The following is a 15710-nucleotide window of genomic DNA, read 5'->3' as shown; positions in this document are numbered from 1 at the left end:
AGTGGAGTAGAGCAATGACGAAAGAGGCAATAAAACAAGAACAGTCGATCAGCTCGATTATCGCGCCGCTGCTCGCGATTATCGTCGGGATGTTCATGGTTATTCTCGATGGTACGGCAATGAACGTCGCGATTCCGGGCCTCGTTACGGACTTCGATTCGACGATGAATACCGTTCAGTGGACGGTTATCGGCTATGCGCTGGCACAAGCGGCGGTTATCCCGCTGGCAGGCTGGCTGTCGGACCGTTACGGTGCGAAGAACATTTTCCTTCTGTCCATTATTTTGTTCACGGTAGGTTCGGCGCTGTGTGCACTGGCTGGATCGGTTGAACAACTTATTATTTACCGCGTTATTCAAGGTTTAGGCGGGGGCATGGTTGCTCCAATCGCGATGGCGTTCACGTACCGTCTGGCGCCTCCGGGCAAAGTCGGCGCAGTCATGGGAATGATCGGCATTCCGATGCTGCTGGCACCAGCTCTCGGTCCGGTTCTCGGCGGATGGCTGATTGAGGACGCAACATGGCATTGGATCTTCCTGATTAACGTACCTGTCGGTGTTATCGCCGTACTGATCGGCCTTAAGACGCTCCCGGCAATCGGACGTCAGCAAGTGCCTACGCTAGACATTCTTGGCATTATCTTCGGACCAATCGCATTCTCGGCGCTCGCTTACGGTATTAGCGAAGGCGGCAATGACTGGGGTTCGGACAAAACAATTTACGGAATCATTATCGGTGCTGTTTCTTTGATTATCTTCATTATTGCCGAGCTGCGCCGCAAGCAACCGCTTCTGGAGCTTCGCGTATTCGGTTCGGGCAACTTCACGAAGGGCATTATCGTTCAATGGGTATCCCAAGTTGCACTGTTCGGCACGATGTTCCTGATTCCGCTGTTCCTGCAGCAAGCGAATGGTTACGGACCGTTGAAGACAGGCGTACTGATGCTGCCTATGGCCATCGCGTCCACGATCTTCATGCCGCTGGGCGGCAAGCTGTTCGATAAAATCGGCGCGCGTCCGCTCGTCGTCGCAGGTCTTGCGATCGTTACGGTTGCCGGCTACTTGCTGACTGGCATCTCGACGGAGTCGGGCACGGTGGAACTGATGATCCCGCTCGCGCTGCTTGGCGCAGGCATGGGCTTGTCGATGATGCCGCTTAACACGCACATTATTCAATCGACGCCAGCTGATCTTGTCGGCCGCGTTACGTCCTTGACGGCAGCCATGCAGCAAGTTGTAACGTCGTTCGCAATTGCCATTCTGACGACGATTCTGAATAAGAAGGTTGAGCATTACTTGCCTCAGCTCGGTCAAGAGCAAATGGGTAAAGTCATGTCGAACTCGTTCGGCGACACGTTCGGAGTGCTCGTATGGATCGGCGCAGCCGGCGTCCTGTTCGGATTCCTGCTGAGCCGTCCGAAGCGTCAGCCTGGCGGTTCCGGCGAAGGTGCCGAGAAGCCAGAAGTGATGATGATGGGCGGCCACTAATCGAAACGAGTAGTTGGAGTACAACAACAAAAAGGATGCCCGGCTTAAGCTTAAGCCGGGCATCCTTTTTGTTATGCACACGCATCACATAATGAAGATACATAAGAGCTAATGCTATTTGAAGAATAAGAAGTGGGTCGGCAGCGGCCGCAGCCTTCCATCGGAAGGATTGTTCACGATGCGTCCGTTGAAGATGAGGGACGATGAGCCGCCTCCATCTAGATTGTAGGCATTGACGGCGCCGAACCGTTTCAAGATGATTTGCATCTCCTCCAGCGTTGCGCCGGAGCTTCCGTTCTCGTTATAGCCGTCGATGACGACGAACAGCAACTGATCGTCCTTGTAGTTGGCAATAACGGTGCGAGGTGCACGCCGCGGGCTAACCTGCCATTTGCTCGGGATCGGCATCGCCTGACCGTTGCGGAGCAGCACAGGCACGAATGAAGCGCCGAATTGCGGCTTCATCAGGTCCAACTGTTCCCGGCTTGTAAATTTGCCGCCGATTAGTTTGTTGTCTTCATCCATACCGACGAAGAACAAATCTTTGTTGGAGGGCTCAAAGCCGTTCACATATTGGCCGTTCAACACGGTCGTGCTGAGCGGGTACCGTTTGCCGTGTCCGTCTGCGAAGCCGCCAGCATTGACGCCTGCTGCTGCCTTATACCGCTTCACAGCGGACATCGTCGTCTCGGAGCCGCCGAACTTATCGTTGCCGAGCACCATGCGCATCGCGTCTTTGCTGCCGAGCTTCACCTTCAGGGCGTAGCCGCTGAAGTTCTGCGCACGGATCGAGAACAGCTGCGCTCGGAGCTTGTCCGACTGAATGGTGCCGGATGTCGAACCCAGCTTGCCTGTAATGCGCCGGTCATAAATCGTTAGCGGCCGCTTAGCCTGAGTCGAAGCGGTATTGGCAATTATCCGAATGTCCGCATTCGTCTTCTCGTAGATACTGATTTGTTTCTTAATGGAGGCCTGAGTGTCTTTCGCCAATATCGCTGCTTGGTCCAATCCTTCTAATGCTTGACGCACGCCCGTGTCTGCTGTTTCTGCCTGCGGCGCGGCCTCATGAAGCTCCGGCTGCAAAATGATCGTAAGCTGCGCCGTAAGCAGCCAGATCATGATGCCGACGAACGGCGCGGCGACGAGCAGCATGGAGCGGTTAAGAAATTTGACGGGCATGTTCATCATTTCAGTACGTCCAAATTCTTCTTGAGCTGATCCAGCTGCTTCTTCACGTCGTTCAACTGACTGAACAGCTTGTTGCTGTTGTCGGTCTTCGCATTGGCATTGTCCTTCGTGAAGGTAAGAAGCTCGTTAAGCGCGTCAACCTTGCCTTGCAGTACGGCAATTTCATCTTTGTAGCCCGTTTCGACTTGTTTCAGCCGCTCGTCATATTGCTTCTGCATCTGGGTAATCTGAGCAGTAGTCTGCTGGTTGATCTTGTCGGTCATCTCGGATTTCATGTGATCGGTATATAGCTTCGCCCCAGCGATGCCGGAAGCGATGAGCAGCACCCATATGAATAGAAAAATGACGAATGCGCGCTGGCTGCGTTTGCGCGGCGCGCGGTCTGACCTTGTGGCAGGCGTTGTTGCTAGTTCGGTTTGCATAATAATCGTTCACCTCTTTGCGTTCGTTAGTAAAGCCGTCTGCGTCAGATGAACGGACGTGCGCTTTCTAGTAAAGACGATTGAACATGCCGGATTGGTTGCGAGCTTCACTATATTGTAACAAAAATAAGCGGAGGATGCTCGCCGTTCTCATTTGTTCCGCTAGCGGAGTTGGAGTATAATCGAAGCAAATTGTGCGCGTAACAGCGGGAGGAGCGAAGAACGATGAGCGAGCAGCATAACGAATTGGCCACCTTCGCAGGAGGCTGCTTCTGGTGCATGGTGAAGCCGTTTGAGGAAATGCCGGGCATTATTAGCGTCGTATCCGGCTATACAGGAGGAACGACCGTTAATCCGACCTACGAGGAAGTGTGCCGGGGAGGCACCGGTCATACCGAAGCGGTTCAAATTACGTTCGATCCGCAGCAGTTTCCTTATGCGAAGCTGCTGGACACCTTCTGGCGGCAGATCGATCCGACGGATGCCGGCGGACAGTTCCATGACCGGGGCGATTCCTACCGTCCGGCAATCTTCTATCACAGCGAGCAGCAGCGCGAGCTTGCCGAAGCTTCGAAGCGCGAGCTCAATGAGAGCGGACGGTTCGATCGGCCGATCGCGGTGTCAATCGAGCCGGCGACGCCATTTTATCCGGCGGAGGACTATCATCAAGACTATCATAAGAAGCAGCCGCTTCGTTACCGGATGTACCGCAAAGGCTCGGGCCGGGACGCCTTCATTGCGGAGAATTGGAAGTACCGCGAGGATGCGGCGAGCTTGCGCAGCAGGCTGACGCCGGCTCAATTCGAGGTGACGCAGAACAGCGCGACCGAGCCGCCGTTCCGCAACGAGTTCTGGGACCATAAGGAGCAAGGCATCTACGTCGACATCGTCTCGGGCGAGGCGCTGTTCAGCTCGCGGGAGAAGTACGATTCCGGCTGCGGATGGCCGAGCTTCACGAAGCCGATCGCAGGCTCCGGCGTGACGGAGCATCTCGATACGACCCATGGAATGGTTCGCACCGAAGTGCGAAGCCAATATGCGGATTCGCATCTGGGCCATGTGTTCGAGGACGGACCGCCGCAAGCGGGAGGACTGCGTTATTGCATCAACTCCGCTGCGCTCCGGTTTATACCGGTCGACAAGCTGGAGGAAGAGGGATACGGCGAGTATCGTAAGCTTTTTGTATAGGAAACAAGCCATGAAGGCGGCCCGTCATCGGGTCGCTTTTTTTTGCATAGAAAGAGGCTGCCACTCTTGATGATCAAGAGCAGCAGCCTCTATAGTAGCGATTAAACAACCTCTTCCAACCGCTCGTCGATCAGTTCCTCGGCTTCGCCGCCATGGACGATCAACTCGACCTTACGAATCCGGTGCTTGCTTACTTCCCGGATAATGAATTGCAGATTGCCGTGCACGAACTCGTTGTTCGCCTTCGGCTCTTCCATTTCGTTGTACAGCCAGCCGCCGATCGTATCGACTTCCTCGTGGCCAATATCTTCGCCAATCAGTTGGCCGAGCTCATCAAGCGACACTTTACCATCGAGCAGGTAGCAGTTGTCCGCCAGCTTCTCGATATCTTTGCGTTCGTCGGCATCGAATTCGTCGCGGATCTCGCCGACGATAATCTCGAGAATGTCCTCGATCGTAATCATGCCCGACGTACCGCCGTATTCGTCCATCAGAATCGCGATATGCATCCGTTCCTGCTGCATTCGGCGAAGGAGCGTCTTGACCGGCATTACTTCCGGAACCGTCATGACCGGACGAATCAGCTTGTCGAAGTTCAGCGGCTCGCCGTCTTGATGCTGGAGGAACAGCTGCTTCGTATTGATCATGCCGATGATCTGGTCCTTACTGTCGAGTGCAACCGGGAAGCGGGTATATTGTTCTTTGCGGATGACCGCCATATTATCTTCAATCGATTTATTCGAGAATAAACAAATCATATCGGTGCGCGGCACCATAATTTCTTTTGCAAGCATTTCGTCAAAGGCGAAGATACGGCTAACGTAACCGTACTCGGTATTGTTGATTTTGCCGCTCTGGAAGCTGTCGTTCAAAATAATTTGAATTTCTTCCTCGCTGTGCGCCTCTTCATGCTCCTTCACCGGCTTCAGTCCGAACAAGCGGACGAGCGCATTCGCGGAGCCGTTAAGCATCCAGATGAACGGATACATGACCTTGTGGAACCATATAATAGGCTTGGCAACCGCAAGGCTGATAAATTCCGCTTTCTGAATCGCCCATGTCTTAGGCGCGAGCTCGCCGACGACGACATGAAGGAACGTAACCGTAATGAATGCGATAAAGAAAGATGCGATATGCGAAGCTTCACTGTTCAGGTGCCATGTATCGAATAGCGGCAACAATAGCATCTTCACGGTCGGTTCGCCGAGCCAGCCAAGTCCGAGAGCCGTAATCGTAATCCCGAGCTGACAGGCGGACAGATAACCGTCCAAGTTGCTGGTGACGCGCTGCACAGCGCGTGCGTTGCTGCGGCCTTCCTGTACCAACTGATCGACGCGGCTTGTTCGGATGCGGATAATCGCAAATTCCGTTGCTACGAAGAAAGCGGTTAATACAATTAATACTGCTACCATAAACAGATTTAAGCCTGTACTGCCCATTTGTTTCCATCACAATCCCTTATTATATAATGTAACTCTTCTTTTGAACTACTATAACGGACTTTTGCTCTCGGGACAATGCGTTTGTGGGGGGCTATCCGGTGCTGAGCGGTCAATTGGTCAGAAAAAGTGAAACAATGAGCTTGTTATTAGCGAATTTCTCCGCTTTACAACGGTTCTGTGCGGAGATTATTATAATGTAGTGTACGCGTGTACATAAATATGAACGAGAGCAGGCTGGAATGAACAAGATGGCTAACAAGGGATGGGCTTATGCAGGACTGGCAGGCGTAGCTGCCATATGGGGAATCAATTTCGGCGTTTCGCGCCTCGCGATGGACACTTTCGATCCGGTATTATTCGCCTTTTTGCGCTTCGGACTCGCAGTACCGTTCTTCTTCCTCGTGTTGTACTTGAAGGAAGGAAGCGTCGGCGTCTCGCCGCGCGCTGCTGTGAAGCTGGCATTGATCGGGCTGTTCGGCGTGACGCTGCTTGAGATACTGGTTATGTATTCGATCAAATATACAACGCTCGCGAATGCTTCGCTGCTTAACGTTGCGCCATGGCCGATCTTCGCTGCTTTGTTCGCGCCGTTATTCACGAAGGAATCGTTCACGCGCCGGATCGCGGTCGGGGGCATTATCGCGATTGCAGGCGTATCGCTCGTCATATTAGGCGGCGGGGAAGGCCTAAGCCTTTCTTCCGATAATATGAAGGGGAACTTGATGGCATTCTCGATCAGCTTAATCGGCGCATTGTTTAATTTGTCCTGCATGCCGCTGATGAAGCAATATTCGGCGCTTCGCGTTACGACTTGGTTCAGTACGTTCGGCGCATTGTTCATGTTCCCGATTACGATCGGATCGTGGGGCAAGGTCGATTGGACCGGACTGTCCGGCACGGAATACAGCGTCGTTGCATTCGGCGTACTGCTATGCACTTTCATTTCCTTTATTACTTGGAATGCGGCGATGTATCGAGTCGGTGCTGCCCGCTCGAACTTCTTCCGTTATGTGGTGCCTGCGGCCGCCGTTATTACGGGCTACATTATGTTCGACGAGCAAATTACAGGTTGGCAGATCGGCGGCGGTGTCGTGATGGCAGCGGGACTAATCTGGATCTCGTCAGAGCGCAAAGCGGCCGCAGCGGAATCTTCGGCGCAATAAACATGAAACGTCTTTCGGCTATTGGGCCGGAAGACGTTTTTTTTGTAATGGCAGTGGTATAATTGGCGTATTCGGTCCAACCTAATCGTACCTTATTATAATGAAGCTGCTGCCGCATCAGCCGTATTTCAGTCCGGACGGTGTACGGATGCGATAGCTTCCAGGAGGAATGACATGCGTTCTGCGCTCAAAATGTATTGGACAGGCATTGCGCTCGCTTTCCTGTATATCGCGGCGGCCGAGTTGATTTGGGTTCCGGATCCGCTGCGCTTGCCGGGCGGTCTGACTTGGCTCGAGACCATTGACCGGCTGCTTTATGCGCCTGCGCTTATTGCGTTGATTTGGATTGCCGGGGCGGCGGCAGCATGGCAAGGTGAAGATCAGCAGGGGCGACGGCTTCTTCGTAAAATTCCCCGCGTATTCGTTATTGGATCAGGCATTGCGGCCATGATTGCGATTATAGCGGCCCCACGGACCGTGACGGTCGGCATCGGATTGCTGGTTGTTAACTGGCTGTTCGTTCTGATTGATCTGTTCGTCATCGAATTATCGGACCGCAACCGCAGACGCAGATGGCCGATGAGGACCGTAACTGCACTTGCCGCACAGCTTGCGCTGCTTGCCGTTATGGCGCTGCCGATTTCGTATAACGTCACTTATCCGGGGTTAACGATGAACATGAACCATTATGCACGTGTCGAAGGCGGGAATGTGAACGGCCAACTGACAGGTGTTCTCGTGTTCGACCGGAGGGCTGTCCCGCTGGATTGGCTGATGTCGCGCGTGCTTAATATTTATGAGCTTAGTCCCGTGCCGCCGAACGAACCGCCGCTGCGTGAAGCGTATGCGGAAGTCGTAGCGATGAAGACGGAAGCAGAGACGGTCGCAACAGCGGTTGCGCTCGGTAAGCTTGGCCTTAGCCGGGGAGCCGAGGCGAACGGCGTGAATGTGAACGCTATAGCGGAGCAAGCGGCTGCACGCGGTATATTGAAGGCGGGCGACCGTATCGTCTCCATTGCCGATCATCCGACGCTTGACGTTCAATCGCTTACCGAAGCGATGAGTGACGTGAAGCCGGGCAGCATCATTGTGGTCGGGCTCGTCCGCGGCAGCGATTCCTTGTCGCTTGCTGTGCCGACGGGTTCCGCTGAAGATGATAACGGTAAAGAGAGGGCTGTGTTCGGCGTATCCGTCGAGACGGCGTATCATTACGATATTCCGAGGCAGGTCAAGTTCGAGCGGCCTTTTGCGCATATCGGCGGTCCGTCTCACGGCGCTATGCTTGCGCTCACGATCATCGATCAATTGACGCCGGACGGCATCTCTCACGGGCGGAAGATAGCGGGGACCGGTACCATTGAGCCTGACGGCAGCGTCGGACCGGTCGGCGGCGTCCGGCAGAAGGCTTATGCGGTCGCGAGAACGGATGCCGAGCTGTTCTTCGTGCCGGCTAGTGAAGAGAGCGAGGCGAGAGCCGGACTTGAATCCGGCGATACACTGGAAATCGTACCAGTTCAGACATTGGATGAAATGCTGCAGTGGTTGAAGGATCACGCTAAATCTTAATAGAAGCTTCCCGGCACCAAGGCGGTGCGGGAAGCTTTTTTGCTATGCGGTTAGGGAATATTTCCAATGGAGAGAACGCAATGAAACGATGGATTAGGGGATAGTAAGAGCGGCAATACCAAGAATTTATGGAAGGGTGTTTAAACGGCATGATGAACCGCCACCAAGCGGCTACGGGGCAGCAGAAACCGAAACGGAAGAGAAGAATGAAGGGGGTCCAATGTTTATCGGCGGCGGTTCTGGCGGCGATGTTGTTATTCAGTTGGCCTAGCACGAGCGAGGCGGTCGGCAAGCCGGCAAGCGGGCCGGATGTGTATGTTATTCAGGGCATGTTGAAATCACTCGGAAGCTATTCCGGACCGATTAACGGAAAGTATAACGATGCAACAGTTAGAGGGGTCAAATATTATCAGAAGACGCACGGACTGCCGGTTACCGGCGCGGTCGACGGGCGGACGCTTAAATCGATTACGTACTCGTATTCCACGTTGAAGACGACGGGCAAAGCAGCCCAAGGCAAAGGGACAGGCACGAAAGGCGGCAAAGGAACAGGAACGGGTGGCGTTAAAGCTAAAGACCGCGGCGGTGCGCAAGGCATTGGAGGCGGAGGCGGCCAAGGACAAGGAGAAGGCAAAGGCATTGGCGGTGAAGGCGGCCAAGGACAAGGAGAAGGCCGCGGCTTTGGCAGCGGAGGCGGTCAAGGACAAGGAGGAGGCCGCGGTTTCGGCGGTGAGGGCGGCCAAGGACAAGGAGGAGGCCGCGGCTTTGGAGGCGAAGGCGGTCAAGGACAAGGAGGAGGCCGCGGCTTTGGAGGCGAAGGCGGCCAAGGTCAAGGAGGAGGCCGTGGCTTTGGCGGCGAAGGCGGCCAAGGACAAGGAGAAGGCCGTGGCTTTGGCGGTGAAGGAGGCCAAGGTCAAGAAGGAGGCAAAGGCTTCGGCGGGGGAAGAGGCGGCCAGCAAGGCGCAGAGCAAGAGCAGCCAGCGCCGCAACCAGCACCGCAACCGGCGCCGGCACCACAACCAGCTCCAGTACCGCAACCGGCACCGGCTCCACAGCCGGCTCCAGCACCGCAACAGGTACCGGCACCACAGCCGGCTCCAGCACCGCAGCCTGAGCCGGAACCAGCGCCAGCACCGAAGTACGGCGGGGACAACCGGTAAAATATTTGTTGAGGTTGATCGAATTGTGGAGGCGCCTGGCAGGCGCCTCTTGTTCGTGTTTCGGGGCCGGTTTTGCGGCGTTTGCGGTGCCGCATTGAGAACCATCATCAGCTGCATATTCGTGAGAAACCTTATAATGACGGGCATTGTAGGCTCCAGCCAACGATTAACTAATCATTTTGCTACTAGGTACGCAGTATGAAGGTGGAGCGAAGCGCAACAGAATTGTGGTAATTGCGGCACAACTAGTCGGTGAGAACTAACCTGAAATCTATTATGATTTCCATTAGACAACACAGTTCGCGTTTCAATAGGTTCGATAATAACGAACGGGTTAGAAGATAGCTTGCCGATTGCGAGCTGCAAATCAGACGAAGGAAGAGGGATGCATGAATGATGAACGGCCGACACAATGGCTGGCGAGCGCTCCATTTGTTTTGCAGAGGCTCTAAGATTCAAGAGCATCTTCTGTTAGAGAAATTGTTGCTGAATGTGATGAGAATGCATGAGAAGGGCGAGGTTCTCGGCTGGTTTTATTCCAGATATTCAGGTGGCGGTGCTCATTTGCGTCTACGACTCTTCCGTCCTACCGAATTTGCGATGAAGAAATTAAGAGCAGCTGCGGAACGGATGCTTCGCAGCATGCCAGTCAGCTCCGGCGAAGAAGAAGAATTGACAGGCGCCAAAGTGAGTCCGTTCATTCTTCATGAGACGTCCGTTGCGTTAGATTATGATTTCACCCCTATGGTGGAATTTGATTATGAACCGGAATTCGCTAGATATGGCGGCGTAGCTGCAATGCCGATCAGCGAGCGATTGTTCCAGCGCTCCAGCGAGACTTCGGCGATCATCATTAGCCGCTCGGTCGACAGCCGTTCGAAGCGCATGGTACCGGCATTGTGCATGATGATTGTAACCGCTTCACGCTTTGGCGTGAAGAAGGACGAGCTTTCTTCGTTCTTCGCTGCATATGCCGATTACTGGAGTGTGTTCCTTAATGCAAGGGACGTTAAGCTGCAGTACGATCAGCAAGCGATAGAAGAGGCGGAGACCCTCTCTAACCGCTTGTCGATGCCGGCACTCGTCGGTGAGGAAACGCCGCAGGATGACGTCATCGCCGTGTGGTCGCATATGGTGAGCGATGCAAGCATGAAGCTGGAAGACCTTGCGCTTGCAGGCAAGCTTCTAGTTCCGTATACCGGACAGCCTGCGATTCAGGAAGCGGACCGGCTTGAAGCGTTCCGTTCCATCGCATGGTCGCATATCCATATGATGAACAACCGGTTGGGCATGACGCCTTCCTATGAGTACTATTTGGCTCGAGTCGCGCAGCGTTTATGTGAAGCTTTTGAAGTGACGATCGACAACTAATCGTCTTGAGTAGAACTGCATACATGAGCAATTATAATTGGCCTTCTCCCGACATGTCGGGGGGAGGTTTTTTTGATATATAATTAACACAATATTGCATTTAAATGGAAACATATTCCCTCGGTCCATTGAATTATAGTACATTAGAGTTAATAGATTCGTTCATTAGTAGCTAGCAGAGGAGGCGCATCCATCGAATGTCGACGATGTTACAGCCGGCAGTGGATTTAATGAGATCAAGTATCTCCAGAGCTTTTCATGAGGCGGAGTTAAGGTCGCTCGCAGAACAATTCGTCGAGTATAAACAGACGGAAGGCAGCAGCTTCGGACAGCTTGCGGCGCTTCATTGCGCCATGTTCGGCGGTGATGAACAGCGTGCGACGGCCGCGGCGGCTGCCATCGATTTGATGATTTTGTCGCTTGATATCTACGACGACTTGCAGGATCAGGACAATGACAGCGTCCCTTGGTCGAAAGTCCCTCCTGCTCTGGCATTAAACGTGGCGATCGGACTGCAGGCCTTGTCGATTGACGTCCTTATGAAGCTTCCAAGCCCGATCGATCGTAAAGCGGCTGCTGTTCAAGCGTTAAATCAAGGCATATTAGGAGCAGTTAATGGACAGCATGTCGACATTCTCAATCATCTGTTGACGGAAGAAGAGAGCTTGCAGATGATCGCGGACAAAGCGGGGTCGCTGATCGCAGCGTCTTGTCTGGTCGGTATCGCTCTAGTAACGGACGAGCACCACGATATTGTCGAGCAGTACGGCAGAGCAATAGGCGTCTCTGCCCAGCTCTATAATGACGTGAAAGGCATTACTAGCTGGAGCACTCGCAATGATCTGCTGGCCCGTAAGCTGACGCTTCCTGTGCAGTTTTTGTTGGAACAGCAGTCGGAAGAAGCTGCAATTGTACGCAAGTATTACGATGGCGAGATTACGGCCGCGCAATTATTAGAGCATAAGATTGCGATTATGGACTATATACATGGCTGCGGATGTGTCGAATATGGGCTCGTGTTGGGCAAAATGAAGCAGTATGAAGCGGAGGAGAGCATTGCGCTGCTCCCAGTGGAGGAGACGTGGCGGGAGCAGCTGAGATCGTTCGTGTAAACGCTTTATGCTTTACAGGGCTTGAAAGAAAACGCTTATAAATTAAATCGGCTAAGTAGGCATTGGCGGCCAGTCCGCAATGAAATTGTGGTATCCCGCAATTCATAATACGATGCAGGCCGGTCCTACAAATGGTAATCTTGGATTAAGACTTACATGCCTGTAAAATATTATAAAGGTGGTTACGGGGATGCTTAAAAATGTAATCGCTCAACTGAAGCAGAACTCAGGAATGATGACTCAGTTTATGAACGGAAATGTAGCACTCGCCGGTGCTAATGTAAACCAGCAGCGGGCAGTGTTTGACATCTTTAAAGGTCAGGAAACAGCTAAAGATCAAGTTCGTGCTGGTAGTGATTTCTGGCGGTGTTAAGAATGTAAGATTAAACCGGCAACGTTAACTCGTAGCCGGTTTAATCTATTTTTAAGGAGTCAATGCCCATATGATCAATAGGTTAAAGAGAAATTGGGTTCCATTATTTTTTCTGATTACGCTTGTTTTTGCAGGGTGGATTACCGTTTTGTATTTTCGAGTTCCGAACATGGGCGTCGATGTATACGAATCTAACGGTAAGTGGATTATTAACGCAATGGATAAGAAAGCACGGGCCGCACAGGAAGGAATATTGCCGGGGGATATTGTAACGTATGTTGATCATCAGCCGGTTGAAAGAACGGGTCTGGACGAGCGTTATGGCATTAATTCAGCCAAAAGCATTACAGTCATGAGAGATGGAAGCCAGTTCGACTTTGATTTTTCGGATATGTCTGATCGACCGATTCAGTTGAACCAGTCTATTATTCCAATGTTATTATTTGTACTGATGATGACCTTCTCTTCGTTTATCGCCTACAAGAAGCCCAAGGACTTGTCGGCTTCCTTATTGATATTGTTTTTAATGTCAGTGGCAGTTGGGTATTTGTCGGGTTATGGTAACACGGTTGGAGATCTGTTCTCGTCTGTCATTCTCGAAATTGCACTAACATTTGCGCCTGTATTGTTTGTTCATTTTGTAAGAAGTTATTTCAGTAATAAGGGGATTTATTCGTTTCATAAACGCTTTGTCTATATTGGATATTGGACGGTTGCGGCGTGGAATATCTGCTATGCTCTCGTCGTTAGCATTAGTGGACAAACACCTTCGTTAATTAAAAATATAGGACTTTTGATATTTATCGCAGGCACGCTAATGGCGCTGCTCGTTCAAGCTCTAATGTACATTCGGTACCGTAATTCATCCAACCAAGCTGTAATGATCTATATGATGATTGGAAATATCGCATCATTTTCCCCAATTATTATTCTAAATTTACTTCCATACCTTTTGGTAGGGGATTTCATTGTGAGTGGCGGCGTAGCTGTATTGTCTTTTTTGTTTTTGCCTTTGACATACTTGTATCTTATTATCTCTAAACAACTGTTTGATATTGAGTTCATTGTAAGCAGGCTGAGATACTATTGTATGATTGCACTACTGCCGGCATTGTTGATCTTATCGGGCTTTGGAGTCATATTCATGAATGAAGCACCTCACCCGATAAGGTGGATTCAAATGTTTCTCGTCATTTATGGTTCAACCGTCCTATTCTTGTATGCGAAGGAAGGGCTTGACCGCAAATTCCGCAACAAGGTGATCAAGGGCGCTCATCAATTCGAGCAAAGCTTGGAGAGTTTCTCGCGTCAAGTATCCGAAGTGATGAAGGTTAACGAGCTGGAGCAATGCTTGCAAAAAGAACTGCTGAAGCTGTTGCCTGTTGAATCGGTTGGAGTTATTGAACGTCACAATGAATCCAAAGTGATCAGCTTGAAGAGAAGTCAGGGTTCCGTACCGGTAGATGAGTTGTGTCAGCGGCTGAATAATCTGTCCGGCCTAAGTATTGGGGAAGGGCTTAAACTGACCAGGGGCATCTGTTATATGATTGGACACGGCCGTTTAACGCAGCATTTTATCTGGATTGACGATAAGAATAATCATACGGAATATAACCATGACGAAAGAATGTGGATGCGTACCATCATCACGTATGTCAGCTTCGTGTATCAGAATCTTCTGCTTATCGAAGGGCTCGTTCATGATCTAGATTTGAAAAAGGCGGAGGCTCCGCCTTGGGTGCTTCGCCTGCTGTTCCGACTATCCGAGAATGAAAGACGCAAGTTAGCCAGCGACCTCCACGATTCTGCGCTTCAGGATCAGTTGTTATGGTTCCGCAAGTTGGAGGCGGTTGTGAACGATGAAGCTGCGTTGCCGACCGATATTCGTTCGAGCCTAAGGGACATTAGTGAAGGATTGCTTGATGTTATTCACCAGATTCGTGAAACGTGTAATGAACTTCGGCCGCCATTCCTTCAGGAGATGGGGGCGATAGAAGCGATTGAGAATTTATGTGTCCATACACAGTTGAATGCGAACTTTACAATTAAGTTTGACCATCAAGATTTCCGAGTCGAGCTGGACGACGAATATGTGCTAACGATCTACCGCATAACTCAAGAACTGCTGCGCAACGGGATGAAACATTCGAAGGCATCTCACGTAGAACTGCTGCTCTACTATGAAGATCATCGTATTCGTTACCGATATAAGGATGATGGGATTGGTTTCGAGACGGATGGAGTACAGTTGTCGTTTGATCATATGGGCTTGTCGGGAATTCGAGAGAGAGTATCTGCGCTAGAAGGTGAGACGATCATGCAGACAGCACCAGGTAAGGGGTTGGAAGTTGAAATCATATTGCCTCTACCCAATGCAGATAAGATCCAGCATAGCGAAAGCGATGACATGCTAGATGACGAGCGTTCCGCAAGCTGATCTATACTCACACGTAGTAATCATAGGCCTTCTCCCAGCGAATGTGGGGGAAGGTTTTTTTGATTAGGGCTTAACCAGTAGAGAGATTACATAAGTACAGTGAAGTTATTAAACAAGACTTTACTCATAACAAAGCAGTACAATTTGCGGGCTGAACTGGGCAGATTGAAGCAGTGTGAAGCGGGAGAGAAGTGGGGAGCTATGTTCCTAGTGGGAAAAATAACAGTGGTGATTGCGGTATGAATGTAAACGCTTAACACTTGACAGGGCTTGAAAAACAACACCTTCTAAGTACATCATATAAATGGGTATTATTAGCTAATCCGCAACATATTTTGCGGCATTCCACAATTCATATTGCGATGCAGATAAGTGCTACTAATGGTATACTTACTTTGTGAAATGCATGCATGTATATTAATATAAAGGTGGTATTGGGGATGCTCAGAGAAGCGATTGCTCAAATGAAGCAAAACCCTGAAATGATGCGCCAGCTTATTCGAGAGAATAAAGCGCTAGAGGCAGTAAGCCAAGCGCAGCAGCAAGCAATGTATGACGTCATTAAAGAGTCGCAACCAGCTAAAGTCCAGGTTCGCGGATTGTGGTGGAATACTAACTAAATAGTGCGTAGAAAATGCAGCCGGCAACGTTCATCCGTGGCCGGCTAAGGTTGTTTTAAGGAGCCATCGATATTATGACAAATAAGAAATTTAGAACATGGCTATTCTTGTTAGTTACGTTAGTTATTGCAGGATGGTTTACCGTACTGCATTATAGTGTTCCGTACTTGGGTATAGAGTT

Annotated in this window: 13 protein-coding genes; 10 read left to right on the top strand and 3 right to left on the bottom strand. The window is 51.2% G+C overall.

Annotation, left to right across the window (positions count from 1 at the left end):
* The first annotated feature begins 14 nt into the window (after nt 1-14).
* Nucleotides 15-1487: a DHA2 family efflux MFS transporter permease subunit gene (locus PKO01S_RS21050; RefSeq protein WP_127533409.1), complete on the top strand. Its 1473-nt coding sequence runs from the start codon at nt 15-17 to the stop codon at nt 1485-1487.
* 114 nt (nt 1488-1601) lie between these two features.
* Here the strand turns inward: PKO01S_RS21050 and PKO01S_RS21045 are convergent, their stop codons facing one another.
* Together PKO01S_RS21045 and PKO01S_RS21040 are read right to left on the bottom strand one after the other, a co-directional pair.
* A complete protein-coding gene (locus PKO01S_RS21045; RefSeq protein WP_127533422.1) occupies nt 1602-2672 on the bottom strand; it encodes a phosphodiester glycosidase family protein in 1071 nt (356 codons plus the stop codon).
* Nucleotides 2672-3097, bottom strand: coding sequence for a hypothetical protein (locus tag PKO01S_RS21040; protein ID WP_127533408.1), 426 nt, complete (start codon nt 3095-3097; stop codon nt 2672-2674). Before PKO01S_RS21040 ends, PKO01S_RS21045 begins: the two co-directional genes overlap by 1 nt.
* 225 nt (nt 3098-3322) lie before the next feature.
* Between PKO01S_RS21040 and msrA the strand changes: the two genes are divergently transcribed.
* Nucleotides 3323-4285, top strand: coding sequence for a peptide-methionine (S)-S-oxide reductase MsrA (gene msrA, locus PKO01S_RS21035; protein WP_127533407.1), 963 nt, complete (start codon nt 3323-3325; stop codon nt 4283-4285).
* Nucleotides 4286-4386: 101 nt separating this feature from the next.
* On the opposite strand, the gene PKO01S_RS21030 is transcribed toward msrA, so the two are convergent.
* A complete protein-coding gene (locus PKO01S_RS21030; RefSeq protein WP_127533406.1) occupies nt 4387-5724 on the bottom strand; it encodes a hemolysin family protein in 1338 nt (445 codons plus the stop codon).
* Nucleotides 5725-5966: 242 nt separating this feature from the next.
* Between PKO01S_RS21030 and PKO01S_RS21025 the strand changes: the two genes are divergently transcribed.
* The 8 genes from PKO01S_RS21025 to comX (PKO01S_RS20990) all read left to right on the top strand — a co-directional run bounded on the left by PKO01S_RS21025 (nt 5967) and on the right by comX (PKO01S_RS20990) (nt 15529).
* The gene (locus tag PKO01S_RS21025; protein ID WP_246070668.1) at nt 5967-6890 is read left to right on the top strand and encodes a DMT family transporter; all 924 of its coding nucleotides are present in this window, start codon (nt 5967-5969) and stop codon (nt 6888-6890) included.
* Between the two features lie 174 nt (nt 6891-7064).
* Nucleotides 7065-8456, top strand: a complete 1392-nt coding sequence (locus tag PKO01S_RS21020; RefSeq protein WP_127533405.1) for a S16 family serine protease — start codon at nt 7065-7067, stop codon at nt 8454-8456.
* A gap of 149 nt (nt 8457-8605) precedes the next feature.
* Nucleotides 8606-9616, top strand: coding sequence for a peptidoglycan-binding domain-containing protein (locus tag PKO01S_RS29630; RefSeq protein ID WP_281278941.1), 1011 nt, complete (start codon nt 8606-8608; stop codon nt 9614-9616).
* 393 nt (nt 9617-10009) lie between these two features.
* Nucleotides 10010-10987: a lantibiotic dehydratase C-terminal domain-containing protein gene (locus PKO01S_RS21010; RefSeq protein WP_127533403.1), complete on the top strand. Its 978-nt coding sequence runs from the start codon at nt 10010-10012 to the stop codon at nt 10985-10987.
* Nucleotides 10988-11184: 197 nt separating this feature from the next.
* A complete protein-coding gene (locus PKO01S_RS21005) occupies nt 11185-12099 on the top strand; it encodes a polyprenyl synthetase family protein (protein WP_127533402.1) in 915 nt (304 codons plus the stop codon).
* A 190-nt stretch (nt 12100-12289) separates the two neighbouring features.
* The gene (comX, locus tag PKO01S_RS21000; protein ID WP_127533401.1) at nt 12290-12472 is read left to right on the top strand and encodes a competence pheromone ComX; all 183 of its coding nucleotides are present in this window, start codon (nt 12290-12292) and stop codon (nt 12470-12472) included.
* A 169-nt stretch (nt 12473-12641) separates the two neighbouring features.
* Complete coding sequence (locus PKO01S_RS20995) at nt 12642-14909, top strand: sensor histidine kinase (protein WP_246070667.1); 2268 nt, start codon at nt 12642-12644, stop codon at nt 14907-14909.
* Nucleotides 14910-15349: 440 nt separating this feature from the next.
* A complete protein-coding gene (comX, locus tag PKO01S_RS20990; protein ID WP_127533399.1) occupies nt 15350-15529 on the top strand; it encodes a competence pheromone ComX in 180 nt (59 codons plus the stop codon).
* The last annotated feature ends 181 nt before the right edge of the window (nt 15530-15710 follow it).

Origin of the sequence: Paenibacillus kobensis NBRC 15729 (assembly GCF_004000825.1) — a bacterium.
Lineage (GTDB): Bacteria > Bacillota > Bacilli > Paenibacillales > Paenibacillaceae > Paenibacillus_T > Paenibacillus_T kobensis.
The sequence above is the reverse complement of the archived record's forward strand: the minus strand, read 5'-3'. Positions and strand labels throughout refer to the sequence as shown.

What these genes read in the sequence shown, in the direction of transcription:
- comX (WP_127533399.1), top strand. Translation starts at nt 15,350, where the DNA reads ATGCTCAGAGAAGCGATTGCTCAAATGAAGCAAAACCCTGAAATGATG.
- PKO01S_RS20995 (WP_246070667.1), top strand. Translation starts at nt 12,642, where the DNA reads ATGGGCGTCGATGTATACGAATCTAACGGTAAGTGGATTATTAACGCA.
- PKO01S_RS21005 (WP_127533402.1), top strand. Translation starts at nt 11,185, where the DNA reads ATGTCGACGATGTTACAGCCGGCAGTGGATTTAATGAGATCAAGTATC.
- PKO01S_RS21010 (WP_127533403.1), top strand. Translation starts at nt 10,010, where the DNA reads ATGATGAACGGCCGACACAATGGCTGGCGAGCGCTCCATTTGTTTTGC.
- msrA (WP_127533407.1), top strand. Translation starts at nt 3,323, where the DNA reads ATGAGCGAGCAGCATAACGAATTGGCCACCTTCGCAGGAGGCTGCTTC.
- PKO01S_RS21025 (WP_246070668.1), top strand. Translation starts at nt 5,967, where the DNA reads ATGAACAAGATGGCTAACAAGGGATGGGCTTATGCAGGACTGGCAGGC.
- PKO01S_RS29630 (WP_281278941.1), top strand. Translation starts at nt 8,606, where the DNA reads ATGATGAACCGCCACCAAGCGGCTACGGGGCAGCAGAAACCGAAACGG.
- PKO01S_RS21050 (WP_127533409.1), top strand. Translation starts at nt 15, where the DNA reads ATGACGAAAGAGGCAATAAAACAAGAACAGTCGATCAGCTCGATTATC.
- PKO01S_RS21040 (WP_127533408.1), bottom strand. Translation starts at nt 3,097, where the DNA reads ATGCAAACCGAACTAGCAACAACGCCTGCCACAAGGTCAGACCGCGCG.
- PKO01S_RS21020 (WP_127533405.1), top strand. Translation starts at nt 7,065, where the DNA reads ATGCGTTCTGCGCTCAAAATGTATTGGACAGGCATTGCGCTCGCTTTC.
- PKO01S_RS21045 (WP_127533422.1), bottom strand. Translation starts at nt 2,672, where the DNA reads ATGAACATGCCCGTCAAATTTCTTAACCGCTCCATGCTGCTCGTCGCC.
- comX (WP_127533401.1), top strand. Translation starts at nt 12,290, where the DNA reads ATGCTTAAAAATGTAATCGCTCAACTGAAGCAGAACTCAGGAATGATG.
- PKO01S_RS21030 (WP_127533406.1), bottom strand. Translation starts at nt 5,724, where the DNA reads ATGGGCAGTACAGGCTTAAATCTGTTTATGGTAGCAGTATTAATTGTA.